This window comes from Streptomyces sp. NPDC047081, from assembly GCF_040643775.1.
In the GTDB taxonomy this organism is placed as follows: domain Bacteria; phylum Actinomycetota; class Actinomycetes; order Streptomycetales; family Streptomycetaceae; genus Streptomyces.
Genome location: NZ_JBEYUY010000025.1, coordinates 23,051 through 39,837 on the forward strand (window position 1 = coordinate 23,051; position 16,787 = coordinate 39,837).

Below are 16,787 nucleotides of genomic sequence, written 5' to 3' on the forward strand. Positions count from 1 at the left end.
GTGAGTTAACTAACGGCCCACAGACCCGTCAAGACGCCACGTCAGACATTTCGGGAAGGGCGACAACAGCATGAGGAGAACCCCCCGCACGGTCCGGCTGCTGCTGGCCGGACTCCTCTCCACCGCCGGCCTCACCGCGGCCGCGACCCCTGCGCACGCGGCCGGCGAGCAGGTCACGGCCTGGCTCACCACCACCGACGACTCCGCCGGACGCCATGTCACACGCGGCCTCCAGGCACAGACACCGTTCGCCTTCCAGTCCGGGACCGGGGGCGGCGGCGAGAACATCACCGTCGACGAGAACACCCGCTACCAGACCTTCACCGGCGGCGGTGCCTCCTTCACGGACACCGCGGCCTGGCTGATGAACAGCAGCGGGGCGCTGTCGCAGGCGACCCGGGACGCGACCATGCGCAAGCTGTTCTCGCCGACGGACGGGATCGGGCTGTCGTTCCTGCGCAATCCGATGGGCGCCTCGGACCTGGCGCGGTTCGGGTACACGTACGACGACGTGCCGGCCGGGCAGACGGACCCGAACCTGAACAGCTTCTCCATCGCGCACGACCTCGCGGATGTCGTGCCGCTCACCAAGCAGGCCCTCCAGCTCAACCCCTCTCTGACTGTCATGGCCTCGCCATGGACGGCACCGGCATGGATGAAGGACAGCGGCTCGCTCAACGGCGGCTGGCTGAAGGCGGAGGACTACGGGGCGTACGCCTCGTACTTCGTGAAGTACCTCCAGGCGTACCGGGACCAGGGCGTCAACGTCTCCTACGTGACCCCGCAGAACGAGCCCACCTGCTGCTCCGGCTATCCCTCGATGAGCTGGAACGCGAGCGGGCTCCAGTACTTCCTGAAGAGCGAGCTGCTGCCGAAGCTCCAGTCGGCGGGCCTGTCCACCAAGGTCCTCGCCCACGACTGGAACTGGGACGTCTACGACTCCTACGCGGCCGCTTCCGTCGACGACGCGGCGATCCGCAACCACCCCAACTTCGGCGGGATCGCCTGGCACGGGTACGGCGGTGACGTCGGCAAGCAGACGTCCGTGCACAACCAGTACCCGTCGCTGGACGCGTTCGGCACCGAGCACTCGGGCGGGACGTGGATCGCCAACCAGCAGCGCGAGGACATGCTCAACATCGTGGACTACACCAGGAATTGGGCGAAGTCGGTCACCAAGTGGTCGCTGGCCGTGGACCAGAACATGGGCCCGCACAACGGGGGTTGCGGCACCTGCACCGGGCTGATCACCGTGCACAACGGAGACGGTGCGAGCGGGACCGTCGACTACACGGTCGAGTACTACACGATGGGCCACCTGACGAAGTTCGTACGGCCGGGAGCGCAGCGGATCGCCTCGACGGCCTCCTCCGCCGTGCCGAACGTGGCATGGCGCAACCCGGACGGCTCGAAGGCGCTGATCGCCTACAACGACGGCTCCGCCGCGAAGACGGTGACCATCAACTGGGGCTCCCAGCACGCGACTTACTCCCTGCCCGGCAAGACGTCGGCGACCTTCACCTGGTCGGGGGCGCAGTCCGGCGGGGGCGGCCAGTCGGGTGCCTTCGTGGGTCTGGCCGGCAAGTGCCTTGACGTGGCGGGCGGTTCGAGCGCGAACGGTACGGCGGTGCAGCTCTACGACTGCAACGGCTCGGCCGCGCAGCAGTGGACGGTCCAGGCGGACGGTTCCGTCCAGGCGCTCGGCAAGTGCCTCGACGTGACGTCCGCGTCGACGGCCGACGGGGCGAAGGTGCAGTTGTACGACTGCAATGGGACCGGTGCACAACGGTGGTCGTACAACGCCTCGACGGGTGATGTCGTGAATACGGCGGCGAACAAGTGCCTCGACGTCACCGACAACTCCTCGGCGAACGGGGCACGGGCCCAGATCTGGTCGTGCACGGGAGCAGCCAACCAGAAGTGGCGGCTGCAGTAGGGCGGGCCGTGTCCCGCCGTTGAGGGGGGCGGGGCATGAGACGTACGGGAGTCACGGCGGTGGGGGTGGCGGTGGGGGGACTGCTGCTCGGCGGGTGCAGTCCGGCCGAACTGCCGCTCGCCGCCGTGTCGTTGGACGAGGACGGGAAGCCCGTGGCGATCGTCCGGCCCTGCGGGGACGACCGGATCGGTCCGCTGCACCTGTTCAGCGGTGCCGGGGACGCGGGCGCGGACCCGGGCACCTCGTGGTTCCAGACGACCGATGCCCGCGTCGGCAGGACGTCCTTCCCCCTCTTCTCCCCTCCCGGCTCGCTCGGGGTCAGGACGTACGGTCCCCAGCGGCTGTCGACCGGGGCCAGCTACTACCTGGACATCTCCGGCGGCCGGGGCTGGGACGCGTACAACGTCTCGCTCACCTTCACCTCCGAGGACCTGGCCGGCCTCCAGCCCGGCCAGGTCTGGGCCGACGGCCGGGCGATGAGCCGGGACGGCTTCGACGACCTCGTGAGTGACAAGTGCTGAGGCGGGTGGCGGTGGCCCTGGTGGGGGTCGTCGCCGGTGCGCTGCTGCTCAGCGGGTGTGGGGCCGTCGATCTGCCGTTGGCTGCGGTGCGGCTGGACGGCTCGGGGGCGCCGGAGGCGTTGCTGCGGCCGTGTGGGGACGATCTGATCCAGGGGCTGTCGCTCTCCGGGGCGCCGGACGGCGACGACCGGAACCTGTCCGGCTGGGAGGTGCCCGGCAAGCGGCACGGCGCCGACGCCGGGTTCCCGCTGTTCTCGCCGCCGGCCGCCTGGCACGCCAAGGCGGCCGGCAAGCAGCGGCTGGTGTCGTCGTACACCTATGTGCTCGCCTTCGGGAAGGCCGAGGACAACTACGACTACACCGGGGTCGTGACGTTCACGGCCAGGGATCTGGCGAGGCTGAAGCCCGGCCAGGTCTGGGCCGACGACCGGGCCATGAGCCTCGGCGAGTTCGAGAAGCTCGCCGAGGACTCGTGCTGAACCGCCCCTGGAACGGGCGGAGTTACTGCGCGGGCTCCACCCCGGCCCGCAGCAGGCCGTACGTGTACGCGTCCTCCAGCGCCTGCCAGGACGCGGCGATGACGTTGTCCGCCACGCCCACCGTGGACCACTCGCCCGAGCCGTCGGACGTGGAGATCAGCACGCGGGTCGTGGACTGCGTGCCGTGGACGCCTTCGAGGATGCGGACCTTGTAGTCGACCAGGTCGAGCTTGGCGAGCTGGGGGTAGATCTTCTCCAGGGCGACGCGCAGGGCGCGGTCGAGCGCGTTGACCGGCCCGTTGCCCTCGGCGGTGGCGACGATGCGCTCGCCCTTGGCGTAGAGCTTGACCGTGGCCTCGTTGGCGTGGGTGCCGTCGGGGCGGTCCTCGACGATGGCCCGCCAGGACTCGACCTGGAAGTACTTCAGGGGCTTGCCCTCGACCTCGCCGCGGAGGAGGAGTTCGAAGCTCGCGTCCGCCGCCTCGTACGTGTAGCCCTTGAGCTCGCGCTCCTTGACCCGCTCGACCACCCGGCCGACCAGCTCGCGGTCGCCGCCGAGGTCGACGCCGAGTTCCTTGCCCTTGAGCTCGACGGAGGCGCGGCCGGCCATGTCGGACACGAGCATCCGCATGGTGTTGCCGACCTGCTCGGGGTCGATGTGCTGGTACAGGTCGGGGTCGACCTTGATCGCGGAGGCGTGCAGGCCGGCCTTGTGGGCGAAGGCGGAGACGCCGACGTACGGCTGGTGCGTGGACGGCGTGAGGTTCACGACCTCGGCGATGGCGTGCGAGATACGGGTCATCTCGCGCAGCGCGCCCTCGGGCAGGACCTTCTTGCCGTACTTGAGCTCCAGGGCGGCGACGACCGGGAAGAGGTTGGCGTTGCCGACGCGCTCGCCGTAGCCGTTGGCCGTGCACTGGACGTGGGTGGCGCCCGCGTCGACGGCGGCGAGGGTGTTGGCGACCGCGCAGCCGGTGTCGTCCTGGGTGTGGATGCCGAGCCGGGCGCCGGTGTCGGCGAGCACGGTCGACACGACGGCCTGGACCTGCGCGGGCAGCATCCCGCCGTTGGTGTCGCAGAGGATCACGACGGAGGCGCCGGCCTCGGAGGCGGCCCGTACGACGGCCTTCGCGTACTCCGGGTTGGCGCGGTAGCCGTCGAAGAAGTGCTCGCAGTCGACGAAGACGCGGCGGCCCTGCTCGCGCAGGTAGGAGACGGTGTCGCGGACCATCTCCAGGTTCTCCTCCAGCGTGGTGCGCAGGGCGAGTTCGACGTGCCGGTCGTGGGACTTGGCGACCAGCGTGATCACCTCGGCGCCCGAGTCCAGGAGCGCCTTGACCTGCGGGTCCTCGCTCGCCTTGGCGTTCGCGCGGCGGGTGGCGCCGAAGGCGACGAGCTGGGCGTGCTTGAAGTCGATCTCCTGCCGGGCGCGGGCGAAGAACTCGGTGTCCCGCGGGTTGGCGCCGGGCCAGCCGCCCTCGATGAAGCCCACGCCGAAGTCGTCCAGGTGCCGTGCGATCGCGAGCTTGTCGGCGACGGTGAGGTTGATGCCCTCACGCTGCGCGCCGTCGCGCAGGGTGGTGTCGAAGACGTGGAACGAATCGTCGAGCTCGCTGGTTTCGGTCATGGTGTCAAGGCTCCTGTGTTGGATCTCGGTCTGTACCGGAATGACCGGCTCCACCGTCCTCCAATGATCCCTCGCGCGTTGCCTCCGGCTGCAGGTGGGCCAGAAAAGCGAAAAACCTCTCGCGGGTGCGAGAGGTCTGCGCGCGGGTCGAGGACGACGGTGTCCGCCCGTACCTGGTCGTACGTGGCGGTCACTGCGGACCGGCGCGCCTGCTGCCAATAATCATGGCGAACGAGAGCACGGGGGCAGTCTGGCACAACCCGCCCCCGCGCGAACCCTCGTCTCAGAATGCGAACCCCGGGCGAAGCCTCGGCGGACCCTCTGGGGGTTCAGCGGATGGCGCGGTCAGTTGTGTCCCGTCGGACGAGACACGAAGATGTCGGCGACCCCGTTCGTGTCGCCCGGGACGAGGTTCGTGGCCGTGGCGGAGAACGCGGCGCGGGCGTCGGCGCTCAGGGACACGGCGTCGGCGGGGCCGTCGGACTGGGTGCCGTCGGCCGCGAGGCTGATCCGTTCGACGGCGCCGGTGCGCAGGTCTTTCAGGAAGACGTCGGCCACGCCGTTGGTGTCGCCCGGGACCAGGTTGTCGGCGGACGAGACGAAGGCGACCCGGCTGCCGTCGGCGGTCAGGCTGACGCCGCTGCTCGGCCCGTCGGACTGGGTGCCGTCGGCGGCGGTGCTCACCCGCCGCGTGGTCTTGAGCTGCCGGTCGAAGACGAAGGTGTCGCCGGTCTTGTTGGTGTCGTCGGGCACCAGGTTGTTCACGTTCGAGGAGAAGGCGACATAGCGGGCGTCGGCGCTGATGGACGGCCCCCAGGAACTGTTCTTGTAGACGAACCGGGTGGGGATGCTGACCTGCTCGGTGGTGCCGGTGGCCCGGTCCCGGACGTACACGTTGGTGGCGTGGGTCCACTCGTGCGCCGGGTCCAGCTGGGCGGCGGTGGTGAAGGCGACGTAGCGGCCGTCGGCGCTCAGCGAGGTCAGGAACGAGTCGCTGTCGCCGAGGGTGCCGTCGGTGGCGTAGGCGACCAGCTCGTCCTTGCCGGTCTTCCGGTCGTGCACGATCACGTCGTCGCGGCCGTTGGTGTCGCCCGGTGCCGCGTCCGGGGCGGCGGTGCTGTAGGCGACGTAACGGCCGTTCGCGCTGATGGTGGGCTCGTAGTTGAGCGCGAAGGTCGGTGTCGTGACGGCGTGGCCGTGGCTGATGCGCTGGGTGCGATGGGTTCTGCGGTCGACGAGGTAGATGTCGTCGAGGCCGTTGTCGTCGTCGCGGGCCAGGGCGGCCTTGGTGGCGAGGACGACGTAGCGGCCGTCGGCGCTGAGCCGCGGGTCCTGGGCCGGGCCCGTGGCGACGCGCTCGGTGCGGGCGGTGCGCAGGTCCTTGACGAAGACGTCGGCCACGCCGTTCCGGTCGCCCTTGACAAGGTTGTCGGCGGACGAGACGAAGGTGACATAACGGCCGTCGGCGCTGATCGCGGGTGTGGAGGAGGCGCCGTCCGCCTGGTGTCCGCCGCTGCCGGTGCTCGCCCGGGAGGTCCGGGGCGGTGCGGCATCGGTGTGGGCGGCGGCCGGGGCAGCGGTCGCCGAGAGCGCGGCCACCAGGGCGACGGCGCTCAACATGGCTGTGCGTCGCGTGAGTTGCATGGAAGTCCCCCTGTCAGTGCGTACGGCGGACGAAGCCGTCGTAATGACCATTGGTGTCGCCCTCGACGAGCTGGGCGGAGTAACTGCCCAGCCCGATGCGCCGCGCGCCCGTGCTCACCGAGTACACCGCCACCGACTCGTCCGTGACGGGGCCGCCCGCGGCGGACTCGCTGACCAGGCGGGTGGAGCCGGTGCGCAGATCGCGGAGGTAGACGTTGGCCGGCCCGAACCGCCCGTCCGCCAGCGAGGGTTCGGCCTCGTACGCCAGGTACCGTCCGTCGGGGCTGAGCCTCGGGTAGCCGGGCAGCCGCTCACCGGCGGACCCGGGGTCGACGCGCCGGGTCACGTCGGTGCGCAGGTCGCGGACGTAGAGGTGGGCCTGGCCGTCGGGGGTCTCGCCCGGGACCAGGTCGTCGCCCCAGTACTGGAAGGCGATGGTCCGGCCGTCCGCGGAGAGCGAGCCCGTGTCCGCGGCATGGTCCGCCGGGGTGCCGTCCGCCTTGACGTTGACGCGTTCCTCGGTGCCGGTGCGGCGGTCGTGCACCCAGCTGGCACCGTTGGCGCTGCGCGGCACGAGCTGGGTGTACGAGACGTAGCGGCCGTCGGCGCTCATGCCCTGCAGCAGCGCCGGGTTGGTCAGGCGGTCCCGGTTGCTGACGCGCTGGACGGTGCCGGTGCGGCGGTCGAGGACGTACACCGCGCCGAAGAGGTCGCCGGGGTTCTGCTCCATGCGGTCGGCCTTGGCGTTGAAGGCGATGAAGCGGGCGTTCGGCGACATGACCGCGGCGGCCGTGAAGGCGGAGCCGCCGTCGAGGGCGACGCTGATCCGTCTGGTCCTGCCGGTGCGGCGGTCGTGCAGGTAGATGTCCTGGGCCGCTTCGTTGGTGGGCGGGTTGTCCCAGTGGACGAGGTTGTCGGCGTTGGAGCTGAACAGCACGTACCGTCCGTCGGCGCTGATGCCCCGCACGTCCGACTCGCCGCCGACGGCCTGGGTGCCGTCCGAGGCGACGCTGACCCGCTCGACGGTCCCCTTGCGCAGGTCGCGCACGAAGACGTCGGAGCTTCCGTTGGTGTCGCCCGGTACGAGGTTGGACGCGTACGCGGTGAAGGCCGCGAACCGCCCGTCCGCGCTGAACTCGGGCCCGTACGCGTTCTCGTTCCCCTGCTCCCCCGTGGCCGACAACGTGACCCGCTCGGTCCGCCCCGGCTGCGGCGCGGGTGAGGCCGACGCCGCCGTCAGCGCGACGACCGCCCCCGCGACCGCCACGACGGACACCCCACGCATGGCTCTGAACACGATTCCCCCTGAATTCCCCGTTGACGCTCGTCCCCCGGCCCCGCGCCGAGGGCTCCTTCGAGACAAGCGCACCGCTCGACACAGGGCAATCCCCCGAATTGAGTACAACCCGGGCGCGTGGTCAGACGTCCGCGAGGAGGCTGTCGTCCAGGAACTCCCGTACGTGGCCGAGAACTTGCGCCCGGTCCGTGCCGCGCAGCCCGACCGCCACATGGATGGAGAAGCCGTCGAGCAGGGCCCGCAGCCGGGTCGCGAAGCGGTCCGGGTCGACCGGCCGGAACTCGCCCCGGGACACCCCCTCCGCGACCAGCGCCACCAGGTCCCGGTGCCAGACGCCCTCGATCGCGGCCTGTCGCTCGCGCGCGGCCGATTCGACGGCAGCGCTCTGCGAGCGGTTCCAGACCTCCAGCCACAGGGTCCAGTGCGGGTCGCGGTGCCCGTCGGGGACGTACAGGTCGACGTACGCATCGAGCCGTTCACGCGCCGTGCCCGCCCGCGCCAGCAGCCGTCCCCGCTCGGCGCCGAGCCGGCCCTCGCTCCACTCCAGGGTGCGCAGCAGCAGCTCGTCCTTGGAGCGGAAGTAGTAGAGCAGGTGCCCGCTGCTCATCCCGACCTCGCGGCCGAGCGCCGCCATGGTGAGCTTCTCCAGCCCGCGCTCGGCGATCATGCCCATGGCGGCGGCGAGGACGTCCTCGCGGGGCGGCGCGTTCCTGCGCGCACCGGCCATCCGTCTGCTCCTAGATCCTGGGCTGCTGTTGCGTGATGCAGTGGATGCCCCCACCGCCGGAGAAGATCGTACGGGCGTCCACCAGCGTCACCGTCCGCTCGGGGAACAGCCGGCGGAAGATGCCGGCCGCGATCTCGTCGCGCGGGTCGTCGAAGGCGCACAGTACGACGCCGGCGTTGCAGAGGTAGTGGTTGATGTAGGAGTAGTCGGCCCAGTGACCGTCGGCCTCCAGCGCGGTGGGAGCCGGGACCTCGACGACCTCCAGTTTCCGGCCGCGGGCGTCGGTCTGGGCCTTCAGCAGGCCGATGATCTCCCGGGTCACCTCGTGGTCGGGGTGCGCGGGGTCGGGCTGGGAGTGCGCCACCACCACGCCCGGTCGGGCGAAGGCCGCGACGATGTCGACGTGGCCCCGGGTGCCGTACGTGCCGTAGTCGCCGGTCAGGCCGCGCGGAAGCCAGATCGCCTTGCGGGTGCCGAGCCTCGCGTGGATCTCCCGCTCCACCTCCTCGCGGCTCCACCCGGGGTTGCGCTCGGGCCCGAGCTGGACCGTCTCCGTCAGCAGGACGGTCCCCTCGCCATCGACGTGGATCGCGCCGCCCTCGTTGACCAGCGGGCTGCTCAGCACCGGCACCCCGGCCAGGTCGGCGACCTGGCGGGCGATCTTGGAGTCGTGCTCCCAGCGGGCCCAGTCCTGGGCGCCCCAGCCGTTGAACACCCAGTCCACGGCGGCCAGTTCACGCCCGTCGGTGACGAAGGTCGGGCCGATGTCCCGCATCCACGCGTCGTCGAGCTCCCGCTCCACGAGCTCGACGTCCGGGCCGAGCAACTCGCGCGCGGACTCGGCCTGTCCGGGCCCGTGCACCATCGTCACCGGCTCGAAGCGGCGCACCGCGCGGGCCACGGACGCCCAGGCGACGCGGGCGGCGGCCAGCTCCTCGCCGTCGGTGAAGGTCGGGTTCGGGCCCGGCCACGCCATCCAGGTGCGCTCGTGCGGGGCCCACTCGGCGGGCATTCGGTAGGTCATCGGGGGTCCTAGAGGAAATAGAGGCGGTTGAGGGAGACGGAGTCGGCGGGCTCGGAGTGCAGCGGCTCTCCGTCGAGGGTGACCAGGCCGGTGCGCTGGTCCACATCCACCGCTCCGGTACGGGAGTTGAGCCGCAGGTCGGCGGGGCCGATACCGCGAGTGCCGCGGACGGCGACCCTGCGGCGCCGGGTCGGCATGGTGTCGTTGCCCTGGTCGAGGGCGGCCCGTGCGACGAAGGCGGCGGAGAGCTCGGCGGGCGTGGCGCCGTGCGCGCCGAACTGCGGGCCCAGCACGAGGGGTTCGCAGGTGTCGGTGGCCGCGTTCGGGTCGCCGACCACGCCGTACGCCGGGAACCCGGCCTTGAGGACGAGCTGCGGTTTGGCGCCGAAGTACTCCGGCAGCCACAGCACGATGTCGGCGAGCTTGCCGACCTCGATCGAGCCGACCTCGTGCGAAAGCCCGTGCGCGATGGCCGGGTTGATGGTCAGCTTGGCCATGTAGCGCAGGACGCGCTCGTTGTCGTGGTCGTCCGGTGCGCCGAACTCGGCCTTCATCTTCCCGGCCATGGCGAAGGTACGGCGGACCGTCTCGCCCGCCCGGCCCATGCCCTGCGCGTCGGACGAGGTGATGCCGATGGCGCCCAGGTCGTGCAGCACGTCCTCGGCGCCCATGGTCCCGGCGCGGATGCGGTCGCGGGCCATGGCGGCGTCGCCGGGCAGGTCGGTCTTGAGGTCGTGGACGGAGACGATCATGCCGTAGTGCTCGGCGACGGCGTCTCGCCCGAAGGGCAGGGTCGGGTTGGTGGAGGAGCCGATGACGTTCGCGACTCCGGCCATCTTCAGCACGTTCGGGACGTGCCCGCCGCCGCAGCCCTCGATGTGGAAGGCGTGGATGGTCCGCCCCTCCAGCACGCGGAGGGTGTCCTCGACGGACAGGCACTCGTTCAACCCGTCGCTGTGCAGGGCGACTTGGACGTCGTGCTCCTCGGCAACCCGGAGAGCCGTGTCCAACGCCCGCGTGTGGGCGCCCATGTCCTCGTGCACCTTGAACCCGGACGCCCCGCCCTCGGCCAGTGCCTCGATCAGCGGGGCCTCGTGCGAGGACGAACCCCGGCCCAGGAAGCCGATGTTGACCGGCCAGGCGTCGAAGGCGTTGAAGGCGTGGCGCAGCGCCCAGGGCGAGTTGACGCCGACGCCCCACACCGGGCCGAACTCCTGCCCGATGACCGTGGTGACGCCGGAGGCCAGCGAGGCCTCCATGATCCGCGGGGACAGCAGGTGGACGTGGGTGTCGACGGCCCCGGCGGTGGCGATGAGCCCCTCGCCGGACACGATCGAGGTACCGGTGCCGACCACGACGTCGACGCCGTCGAGGGTGTCCGGGTTCCCGGCCCGTCCGATCGAGCAGATCCGTCCCTCACGGATCCCGATCGACACCTTCCGGATCCCCTGCACGGCGTCGATGACGACGACATTGCTGATCACGACGTCACAGGTCTCCCGCACGGCGGCGGCCTTGAGGTGCAGCCCGTCGCGCGCGGTCTTCCCGAACCCGGCCAGGAACTCGTCGCCGTACACCTGCGAGTCGGACTCGACGCGCACGACCAGCCCCGAGTCGCCGAGGCGGATACGGTCGCCGGCGCGGGGGCCGTGGGTGGCCGCGTACTCGTACGGGCTGAGCCGGCGGGCTTCGGCGGGGTGGCCTCCGGGGCGGCTCATCGCGGGTCTCCTTCCGTCACGACGCCCAGATATCCGCAGGCGGCGGCCCTGCGCAGCGCCTCTTCGCGCGCTCCCGGCGCGTCCAGCGCCCCGTCGACGAGCCCGGCGAACCCGACCGCGATCCGCTCGCCGCCGATCGGCACCAGCCCGACCTCGGCGCTCTCCCCCGGCCCGAAGCGCACGGACGACCCGGCGGGCACGGCGAGCCGCATCCCGTAGGCCGCCTCCCTTGCGAAGTCCAGGCGCGGGTTGGCCTCGAAGAAGTGGAAGTGGGAGGTGACGGAGACGGGCACGGTCGCGGTGTTGGTGACCGTGATCCGTACGGCCGCCTCCGGCTCGGCGTGCCCGGGTCCCGGCAGCAGGGCGCCGGGAGCGTCCGCGCCCAGCCCGCCCCCGATGGGGTCGGAGACGACCGCGAGCCGTGAACCGTCGTCGAAGACGGCCTCGACATGCACCTCGGTGACGACGTCCGCGACGCCGGGCAGCACGTCGGCGGGCCCGAGCACGGAGCGGGCGGCCTCGACGGCCTCCGCGAGCCGCTTCCCGTCCCGGGCGGCCTCGCACACGGTGTCCGCGATCAGCGCGGTGGCCTCCGGCACGTTGAGCCGAAGGCCCCGAGCCCTTCTGGCCCGGGCCAGCTCGGCGGCCCCGAAGAGCAGCAGCCGGTCGCGTTCCGTGGGGGTCAGTCTCATCCCGTATCCCTCCTTTAGAACAACACTCTAATCAATGAATCCGCGATCCGAAAAGCTTGACGCAGCTGCTTCTCTGGTTCAGATTTCAAAACGAACGTCACTTTGAACGTCACTCTAAGAAGGAGGAGCCCAGCCATGCCGATAGAACAGCGCGGGGTCGACACCGTCCCCGACGAGGAACGCGTCAGCGGGCCGCGCGACCTGGTGTCGATCCTGCTCGGCTCCAACCTCTGCTTCGGGGTGATCGTCTTCGGCTGGCTGCCGCCGTCGTTCGGCCTCGGCCGGTGGTCGTCGGTCAGCTCGATCGTCGTCGGCACGCTGGCGGGCACGGCGCTGACGGCGCCCCTGGCCCTGATCTCCCTGCGCACCGCGACGAACCTCTCGACCTCCTCCGGCGCCCAGTTCGGCGTGCGCGGCCGGCTGGTCGGCTCGCTGGTCGGCCTGCTGCTGGCCCTCGGCTACACGGCGCTGACGGTGTGGATCGGCGGGGATGTGATGGTGGGGGTGCTGGGCCGGCTGTTCGGTGTACGGGCCAGTGATATGTCATACGGCACTGTGTACGGCCTTCTCGCCGCGGCGACCGTCGCCGGCGCGGTCTACGGCTACCGCGTCCTCCTCGCCATGTCCCGGATCCTGGCGATCGGCATGACGGCCCTGCTCGCCCTGGGCGTGATCGCGTACGCCCCGCACTTCACGACCGCCGAACTCCCGGGAACCGGCGGCTACTTGCTGGGCGGCTACTGGCCGACGTGGCTGCTCGCGACGGTCGCCGCGGGCCTGTCGGGCCCCATCGCCTTCATCACCCTCCTGGGCGACTACACCCGCTACATCTCCCCGGCCCGCCACAGCTCGCGGCGCGTCCTGCACGCGACATGGCTCGGCCTGACCGCAGGCCTGCTGATCCCCCAGCTCTTCGGCACCTTCACGGCGTACGCGGCCCACGCGGCCCTCGACTACGCGGGCCCGCTGGTGTCCGCGTCCCCCAGCTGGTACCTGGTCCCGCTCCTCCTGGCGGCCTCGGCGGGCTCGGTCGGAAACGCGGGTCTCATGCTCTACTCGATGGGCCTCGACCTGGACGCGATCCTGCCCCGCGCCTCCCGGGCCCGGGCCACCTGCGCGGTCGCGGTGGTCGCGACGATCTGCGTCTTCGCGGGCCACTACACCTGGGACGCCCAGTCGGCGATGACATCCTTCGTCCTGCTGCTGACGGCGATCGGCACGCCCTGGGCGGTCATCACCCTCATCGGCTTCGCCCGCTGCCGGGGCGTGTACGACGCGGACGCCCTCCAGGTCTTCAACCGCCGCGCGCGGGGCGGGATCTACTGGTACCGGGGCGGCTGGAACATCGTGGCGACGGCGTCCTGGGCGATCGGCGCGGGCACGGGCCTGCTGGCGGTGTCGCTGCCGTCGTACGAGGGGCCGCTGCTGTCGCTGACGGGCGGGGTGGACTGCAGTTTCCTGCTGTCGGGGGCGGTCGGGGGCGCCGTGTATCTCGTGCTCGCCCGGCACCGGGGGGCTCAGCCGAGGGTCGCCTCGTCCACGTCGGAGAGCCAGCGCGCCTCGGCCGGGTCGTAGCGGACCGGGCCGTGGGTGAAGCGCGTCAGGTCGAGGGCGCGCAGGTCACGGTAGGCCGCGTCGTCGAGGTGCGGGCCGAGGATGATGCGGACTCCCGTCTCCGGGTCCTGCAGGAGGACGGTGGCCGGCTCTTCCCGCGGCGCCGCCTCGGGTCCGCGCCGCAGCACCTTTCGGACGGCGCTCCTCAGCCCGCGGTGCGCGTCCTCCCCGGCCTTGCCGCCGAGCGCGCTCAGGAACGCCTGCAACGGCAGGACGATCAGCACCGCCCAGGCGAGCTGCTCGATGGGGCGCCGGGTGGGCAGGGCGCGGGCGCGGACCCGGAAGCCCAGCGAGCCGAGCGCCTCGACGAGCGGGGTCTCGTGGCCCGCGGGTGCGGTCTCGTCGACGAAGAGGTCGACGGTGGGGAGGGGAGTGCCGGGGACACGGTCGTTCACGGGGCTGCTCCTGGTCGGTCCGGCTGGGTGAGGTCCTCGATGCGGTTCCCCTCGGCCACTCGGTCGACCGTGGTCAGCCAGACCTCGTGATCACGCGACACGAGCGCGCGGGCGCGGCCGTCGGGGCCGAAGGCCACCGCGCGTGCCTTCCAGCCGTTCCGGTAACGGCGGGAGCACACCACCTCGTCGGTGCCGGTCTCCCGCACGGTGACCCACTCCTCGGTGGCCACGGCGAGCCGGGTGCCGTCGCTGTCGTAGGCGACGTCCAGGAAGAAGACGGCGCCGACCCGTGCCACCTCGGCGCCCTCTCCCTCGGGGCCCCAGAGCCGGACCGTGCCGTCGCTGTGGCCCGTCACGAAGGCGGTGTTGTGCGGGTGCAGCGCCACCCGGATGACGTCGGTCCCGCAGCTCCGGTCGGCCAGCATCCGGCCGGTGGCCGCGTCCCAGACGCGCACCCGCAGCTCACGCGCGGGGATGCGGATTCCCTCCGCGGCCCGCACCCATCTCAGGCCCAGGTCGATGGGGGCGTCCACGGTGGCGAACATCGTGCCGTCCCGGGAGGCGACGGCGAGGGCGACCTCGGTCTCCTGCCCGACCAGATCGTGGGGCTGGCCCCGGGAGACCCGCCAGTGGTGGGCGCTCGGGGCCTTGGTGAAAACCAGGGCGCTGAGGCCCTCCCGGCCGAGGGCGACACAGCTGCCCGGCGCGTCCATCGGCCATTGCCCGAGCGGGGACCTGGTGTCCACGTCCCACGTCCGCACCGTCGGTTTCGCGTAGGTCACGAGCTGACGGCCGCCGGGGGCGAGCGCCGTCACCAGCGGCGTCTCGTCGTCGCGCACGAGCTTCCCGAGCCGCTCCAGGGTGGTGCCGTGCCGGATCACCCGCCACGCACCGGCGTCGGTGACGTCCGAGACCACGGCCTTCCGGCCCGCGCAGCCGATGACGAACCGTGCGCCGTCCGGGCTGAACGCGAAGTTCAGGGGACGGCCCGGGAGACGGATGGGCGCGTCGCGGTCCGGCGACTCGCTCCCGCGCGCCGTGGACGAGTTGGAGGAGGCCTTCGGGACGAAGGGACCGGCAGGCGCGACCCGGTCCGGAACCACAGGAGGCGTCCACTCCGAAATCACCCGCGTGACAGCGGCCCGCTCCACCACGGGAGAACCGGAAGCGAGGCCGGACCCACGCCCCACGGGGAACACCGACGGCGCCCCGTCCGCAGCGACCGACGGGTCTTCCCGTGGCGCCCTGTCCCCAGCGACCGACGACCCCTCCCGCGACGCCTCGTCCGCAGCAACCGACGAGGCTTCCCGCAGCGCCTCCTCCACGGCAACCGACGACCCCACCGGCGGCACCCCCTCCACCCCGACCGAGTGCTCGACCAGCGGCGGCCCCTCCACAGCGGCCGCATGCTCGACCGGTGGCGGTTCCTCAGGCATGCTCGGCCCGGTCGCGAGCCGGTTTCTCGCCTCCGTCACCAGGCCGTCCGGGTCCGGGTTCTCCGGGAGCAGCGCGGCCAGTTCGTCGCCGGTGGCGACTACCGCCTCCCACTCCCCGGCGGCGTGCAGGGCGCGGGCCTCGGCGCGCAGGGCGGCGGCCGCTGCTCGGCGTCGTACCTCGGCGAGGCGGGCGGGGGCGTCGCGGAAGCCGGGGTCGGCGGTGGCCACCGCCTCCAGGTGTTCCACGGCCTCGGACCACCGCTGCTGCTCGGCCGCGGCGAGGCCCGCCTCGTACAGGGCGTGCAGCCGACGCAGCCGCAGAGCCTCGTCGTACTTGGCGCGCGCGTACGGATGCCCGGGGTCGCGGACCGTCACCTCGCGGAAGATCTCCACGGCCCGCTGCCAGCGCTCCCGGCGCAGGGCGGCGAGCCCCTCCACGTACAGGTCCTCCACCTCGGCCGCGGCCGGGACGGGCGCGCCGGTCGTGGCGAGGTCGAAGAGCCGGCCGTCCAGCGAGCGCATGAACAGCACCGGCGTACCCCACTCCAGCGTCCCGCGCCGGGCGAGGCGGATCGTCTGCCGGGCCTCCGTCACGGCCTCGTCGACCGGCCGACGGTGTGCGAGGGACTCGTAGAAGGTACGGCTGAACTCGACGGCGGCGTCGTTCGAGATCGGGTACTGCATGGCGACGGCCGCCGGCAGGCCCCTGCGCATCAGCGCGCCCGCCACACTGGAGAAGGGGTCGTGGTCGGCCGAACGGCCCGTCTCGCAGGCGTTGAGCACGACCAGCCGCAGCGAGGTCTGGCGCGACAGGAGCATGACGAGCCCGTCCGCGCCCAGGTGATACGTACCGCCGTCGTCGTCGGCGAGCGCGAGGGTGCCCTCCTGCCCGGCCGCGTCGAATCCGCCGTGCCCGATGAAGTGGAAGGCGTGCCAGTGCCGGTCGCGCAGCGCGGCACTCAGGTCGCGCCAGGTCGGCCCCTCCGTCCACGTCACGTCGATCAGTCCCTGCCGGCGCAGTCCGGACAGGGCCCGGTCCAGCCACTCCTGTTCCGCCCGCACCGCGAGCGGCTCCCGGTCGTCGGGGAGCGCGGCCATGCACAGCACCCGCAGCGGCGGTTCCACCGGCAAAGGCCGCTCGGGCATGCCGACTTCGGGTCGGCGCACCAGCGGCGTGGTCTGGCAGAGGTAGCCGTCCTCGTCGAAGAGGAACTCCCAGGGCAGCCGGGCGAGTTCGGTCGGACGTACGCGCAGCACGATGCGCAGGGGCCGGTCCTCGCGGACGGCGCGGTGGCGGGCGGCGGTGAGCAGGGGCCGGCCCTTGCCGCCCAGCAGGAAGTCGAAGAGGCGGCGGCCCAGTTCGCGTACCGGCCGTTCGTCGTCGGTGGCGGTGCGCCGCAGCCGGGCGGCGGAGCTGAGGACGGCGTGCGGGACGGTGGTGTCCAGGGCGCGCAGTTCGCCCGGCGTCAGCGGGAAGGGCCTGACCTCGGACGCCTCGTCGCCGTCGGATCCGCGCAGAGTGACCTCGTAGCTGCGCGGGCGGCCCGGATCACGGTCGTCCCCGCTCCCCGTGCCGATCTCCACATGGAAGTCCAGCGTCTCCAAGGCCGTCTTCTCCCCGCCCTTCCGCCCGGCCTCCCACCATGCCATGCCGAGGCCCGCCCCGGGGTTGGGACG

General features: G+C 71.9%; 13 protein-coding genes. 4 read left to right on the top strand and 9 right to left on the bottom strand.

Annotated elements, in window-relative coordinates; genetic code table 11:
- Positions 1-70: 70 nt before the first annotated feature.
- Genes ABZ848_RS35935 through ABZ848_RS35945 form a run of 3 tightly spaced genes read left to right on the top strand, consistent with a single transcriptional unit; the run spans position 71 to position 2,936 of the window.
- Positions 71-1,936: a ricin-type beta-trefoil lectin domain protein gene (locus ABZ848_RS35935; protein WP_360838758.1), complete on the top strand. Its 1,866-nt coding sequence runs from the start codon at positions 71-73 to the stop codon at positions 1,934-1,936.
- Between the two features lie 35 nt (positions 1,937-1,971).
- Positions 1,972-2,457: a hypothetical protein gene (locus ABZ848_RS35940; protein ID WP_360838759.1), complete on the top strand. Its 486-nt coding sequence runs from the start codon at positions 1,972-1,974 to the stop codon at positions 2,455-2,457.
- The gene (locus ABZ848_RS35945; protein ID WP_360838761.1) at positions 2,451-2,936 is read left to right on the top strand and encodes a hypothetical protein; all 486 of its coding nucleotides are present in this window, start codon (positions 2,451-2,453) and stop codon (positions 2,934-2,936) included. Before ABZ848_RS35940 ends, ABZ848_RS35945 begins: the two co-directional genes overlap by 7 nt.
- 22 nt (positions 2,937-2,958) lie before the next feature.
- On the opposite strand, the gene cimA is transcribed toward ABZ848_RS35945, so the two are convergent.
- The 7 genes from cimA to ureA all read right to left on the bottom strand — a co-directional run bounded on the left by cimA (position 2,959) and on the right by ureA (position 11,665).
- Positions 2,959-4,563 (bottom strand): citramalate synthase, encoded by a 1,605-nt coding sequence (gene cimA / locus ABZ848_RS35950; RefSeq protein WP_360838762.1) that lies wholly within the window; start codon positions 4,561-4,563, stop codon positions 2,959-2,961.
- A 345-nt stretch (positions 4,564-4,908) separates the two neighbouring features.
- Entirely contained in the window at positions 4,909-6,207 is a 1,299-nt protein-coding gene (locus tag ABZ848_RS35955) for a hypothetical protein (RefSeq protein ID WP_360838764.1), read from the bottom strand.
- 13 nt (positions 6,208-6,220) lie between these two features.
- On the bottom strand, positions 6,221-7,504 hold the full coding sequence (locus tag ABZ848_RS35960; RefSeq protein ID WP_360838766.1) for a hypothetical protein: 1,284 nt from the start codon (positions 7,502-7,504) through the stop codon (positions 6,221-6,223).
- A gap of 121 nt (positions 7,505-7,625) precedes the next feature.
- The gene (locus tag ABZ848_RS35965; RefSeq protein ID WP_360838768.1) at positions 7,626-8,231 is read right to left on the bottom strand and encodes a TetR/AcrR family transcriptional regulator; all 606 of its coding nucleotides are present in this window, start codon (positions 8,229-8,231) and stop codon (positions 7,626-7,628) included.
- Between the two features lie 10 nt (positions 8,232-8,241).
- Positions 8,242-9,255, bottom strand: a complete 1,014-nt coding sequence (locus tag ABZ848_RS35970) for an agmatine deiminase family protein (RefSeq protein WP_360838770.1) — start codon at positions 9,253-9,255, stop codon at positions 8,242-8,244.
- Between the two features lie 8 nt (positions 9,256-9,263).
- Positions 9,264-10,973, bottom strand: coding sequence for an urease subunit alpha (locus tag ABZ848_RS35975; RefSeq protein ID WP_360838772.1), 1,710 nt, complete (start codon positions 10,971-10,973; stop codon positions 9,264-9,266).
- On the bottom strand, positions 10,970-11,665 hold the full coding sequence (gene ureA, locus ABZ848_RS35980; RefSeq protein ID WP_360838773.1) for an urease subunit gamma: 696 nt from the start codon (positions 11,663-11,665) through the stop codon (positions 10,970-10,972). The genes ABZ848_RS35975 and ureA overlap by 4 nt, the downstream gene beginning before the upstream one ends.
- Positions 11,666-11,800: 135 nt before the next feature.
- Here ureA and ABZ848_RS35985 point away from each other — a divergent pair, with 135 nt between their 5' ends.
- Positions 11,801-13,240 carry a cytosine permease gene (locus ABZ848_RS35985; RefSeq protein WP_360838774.1) on the top strand — a complete coding sequence of 480 codons (1,440 nt, stop codon included), beginning with the start codon at positions 11,801-11,803 and terminating at the stop codon, positions 13,238-13,240.
- On the opposite strand, the gene ABZ848_RS35990 is transcribed toward ABZ848_RS35985, so the two are convergent.
- On the bottom strand, positions 13,183-13,674 hold the full coding sequence (locus ABZ848_RS35990; RefSeq protein ID WP_360838776.1) for a hypothetical protein: 492 nt from the start codon (positions 13,672-13,674) through the stop codon (positions 13,183-13,185). The genes ABZ848_RS35985 and ABZ848_RS35990 overlap by 58 nt on opposite strands.
- Positions 13,671-16,760: a CHAT domain-containing protein gene (locus tag ABZ848_RS35995; protein ID WP_360838777.1), complete on the bottom strand. Its 3,090-nt coding sequence runs from the start codon at positions 16,758-16,760 to the stop codon at positions 13,671-13,673. Before ABZ848_RS35995 ends, ABZ848_RS35990 begins: the two co-directional genes overlap by 4 nt.
- Positions 16,761-16,787 lie beyond the last annotated feature (27 nt).

Excerpts from the sequence above, each read along its gene's own strand:
- ABZ848_RS35975 (WP_360838772.1), bottom strand. The coding sequence starts at position 10,973 with ATGAGCCGCCCCGGAGGCCACCCCGCCGAAGCCCGCCGGCTCAGCCCG.
- cimA (WP_360838762.1), bottom strand. The coding sequence starts at position 4,563 with ATGACCGAAACCAGCGAGCTCGACGATTCGTTCCACGTCTTCGACACC.
- ABZ848_RS35955 (WP_360838764.1), bottom strand. The coding sequence starts at position 6,207 with ATGCAACTCACGCGACGCACAGCCATGTTGAGCGCCGTCGCCCTGGTG.
- ABZ848_RS35935 (WP_360838758.1), top strand. The coding sequence starts at position 71 with ATGAGGAGAACCCCCCGCACGGTCCGGCTGCTGCTGGCCGGACTCCTC.
- ABZ848_RS35940 (WP_360838759.1), top strand. The coding sequence starts at position 1,972 with ATGAGACGTACGGGAGTCACGGCGGTGGGGGTGGCGGTGGGGGGACTG.
- ABZ848_RS35970 (WP_360838770.1), bottom strand. The coding sequence starts at position 9,255 with ATGACCTACCGAATGCCCGCCGAGTGGGCCCCGCACGAGCGCACCTGG.
- ABZ848_RS35995 (WP_360838777.1), bottom strand. The coding sequence starts at position 16,760 with ATGGCATGGTGGGAGGCCGGGCGGAAGGGCGGGGAGAAGACGGCCTTG.
- ABZ848_RS35965 (WP_360838768.1), bottom strand. The coding sequence starts at position 8,231 with ATGGCCGGTGCGCGCAGGAACGCGCCGCCCCGCGAGGACGTCCTCGCC.
- ABZ848_RS35985 (WP_360838774.1), top strand. The coding sequence starts at position 11,801 with ATGCCGATAGAACAGCGCGGGGTCGACACCGTCCCCGACGAGGAACGC.
- ureA (WP_360838773.1), bottom strand. The coding sequence starts at position 11,665 with ATGAGACTGACCCCCACGGAACGCGACCGGCTGCTGCTCTTCGGGGCC.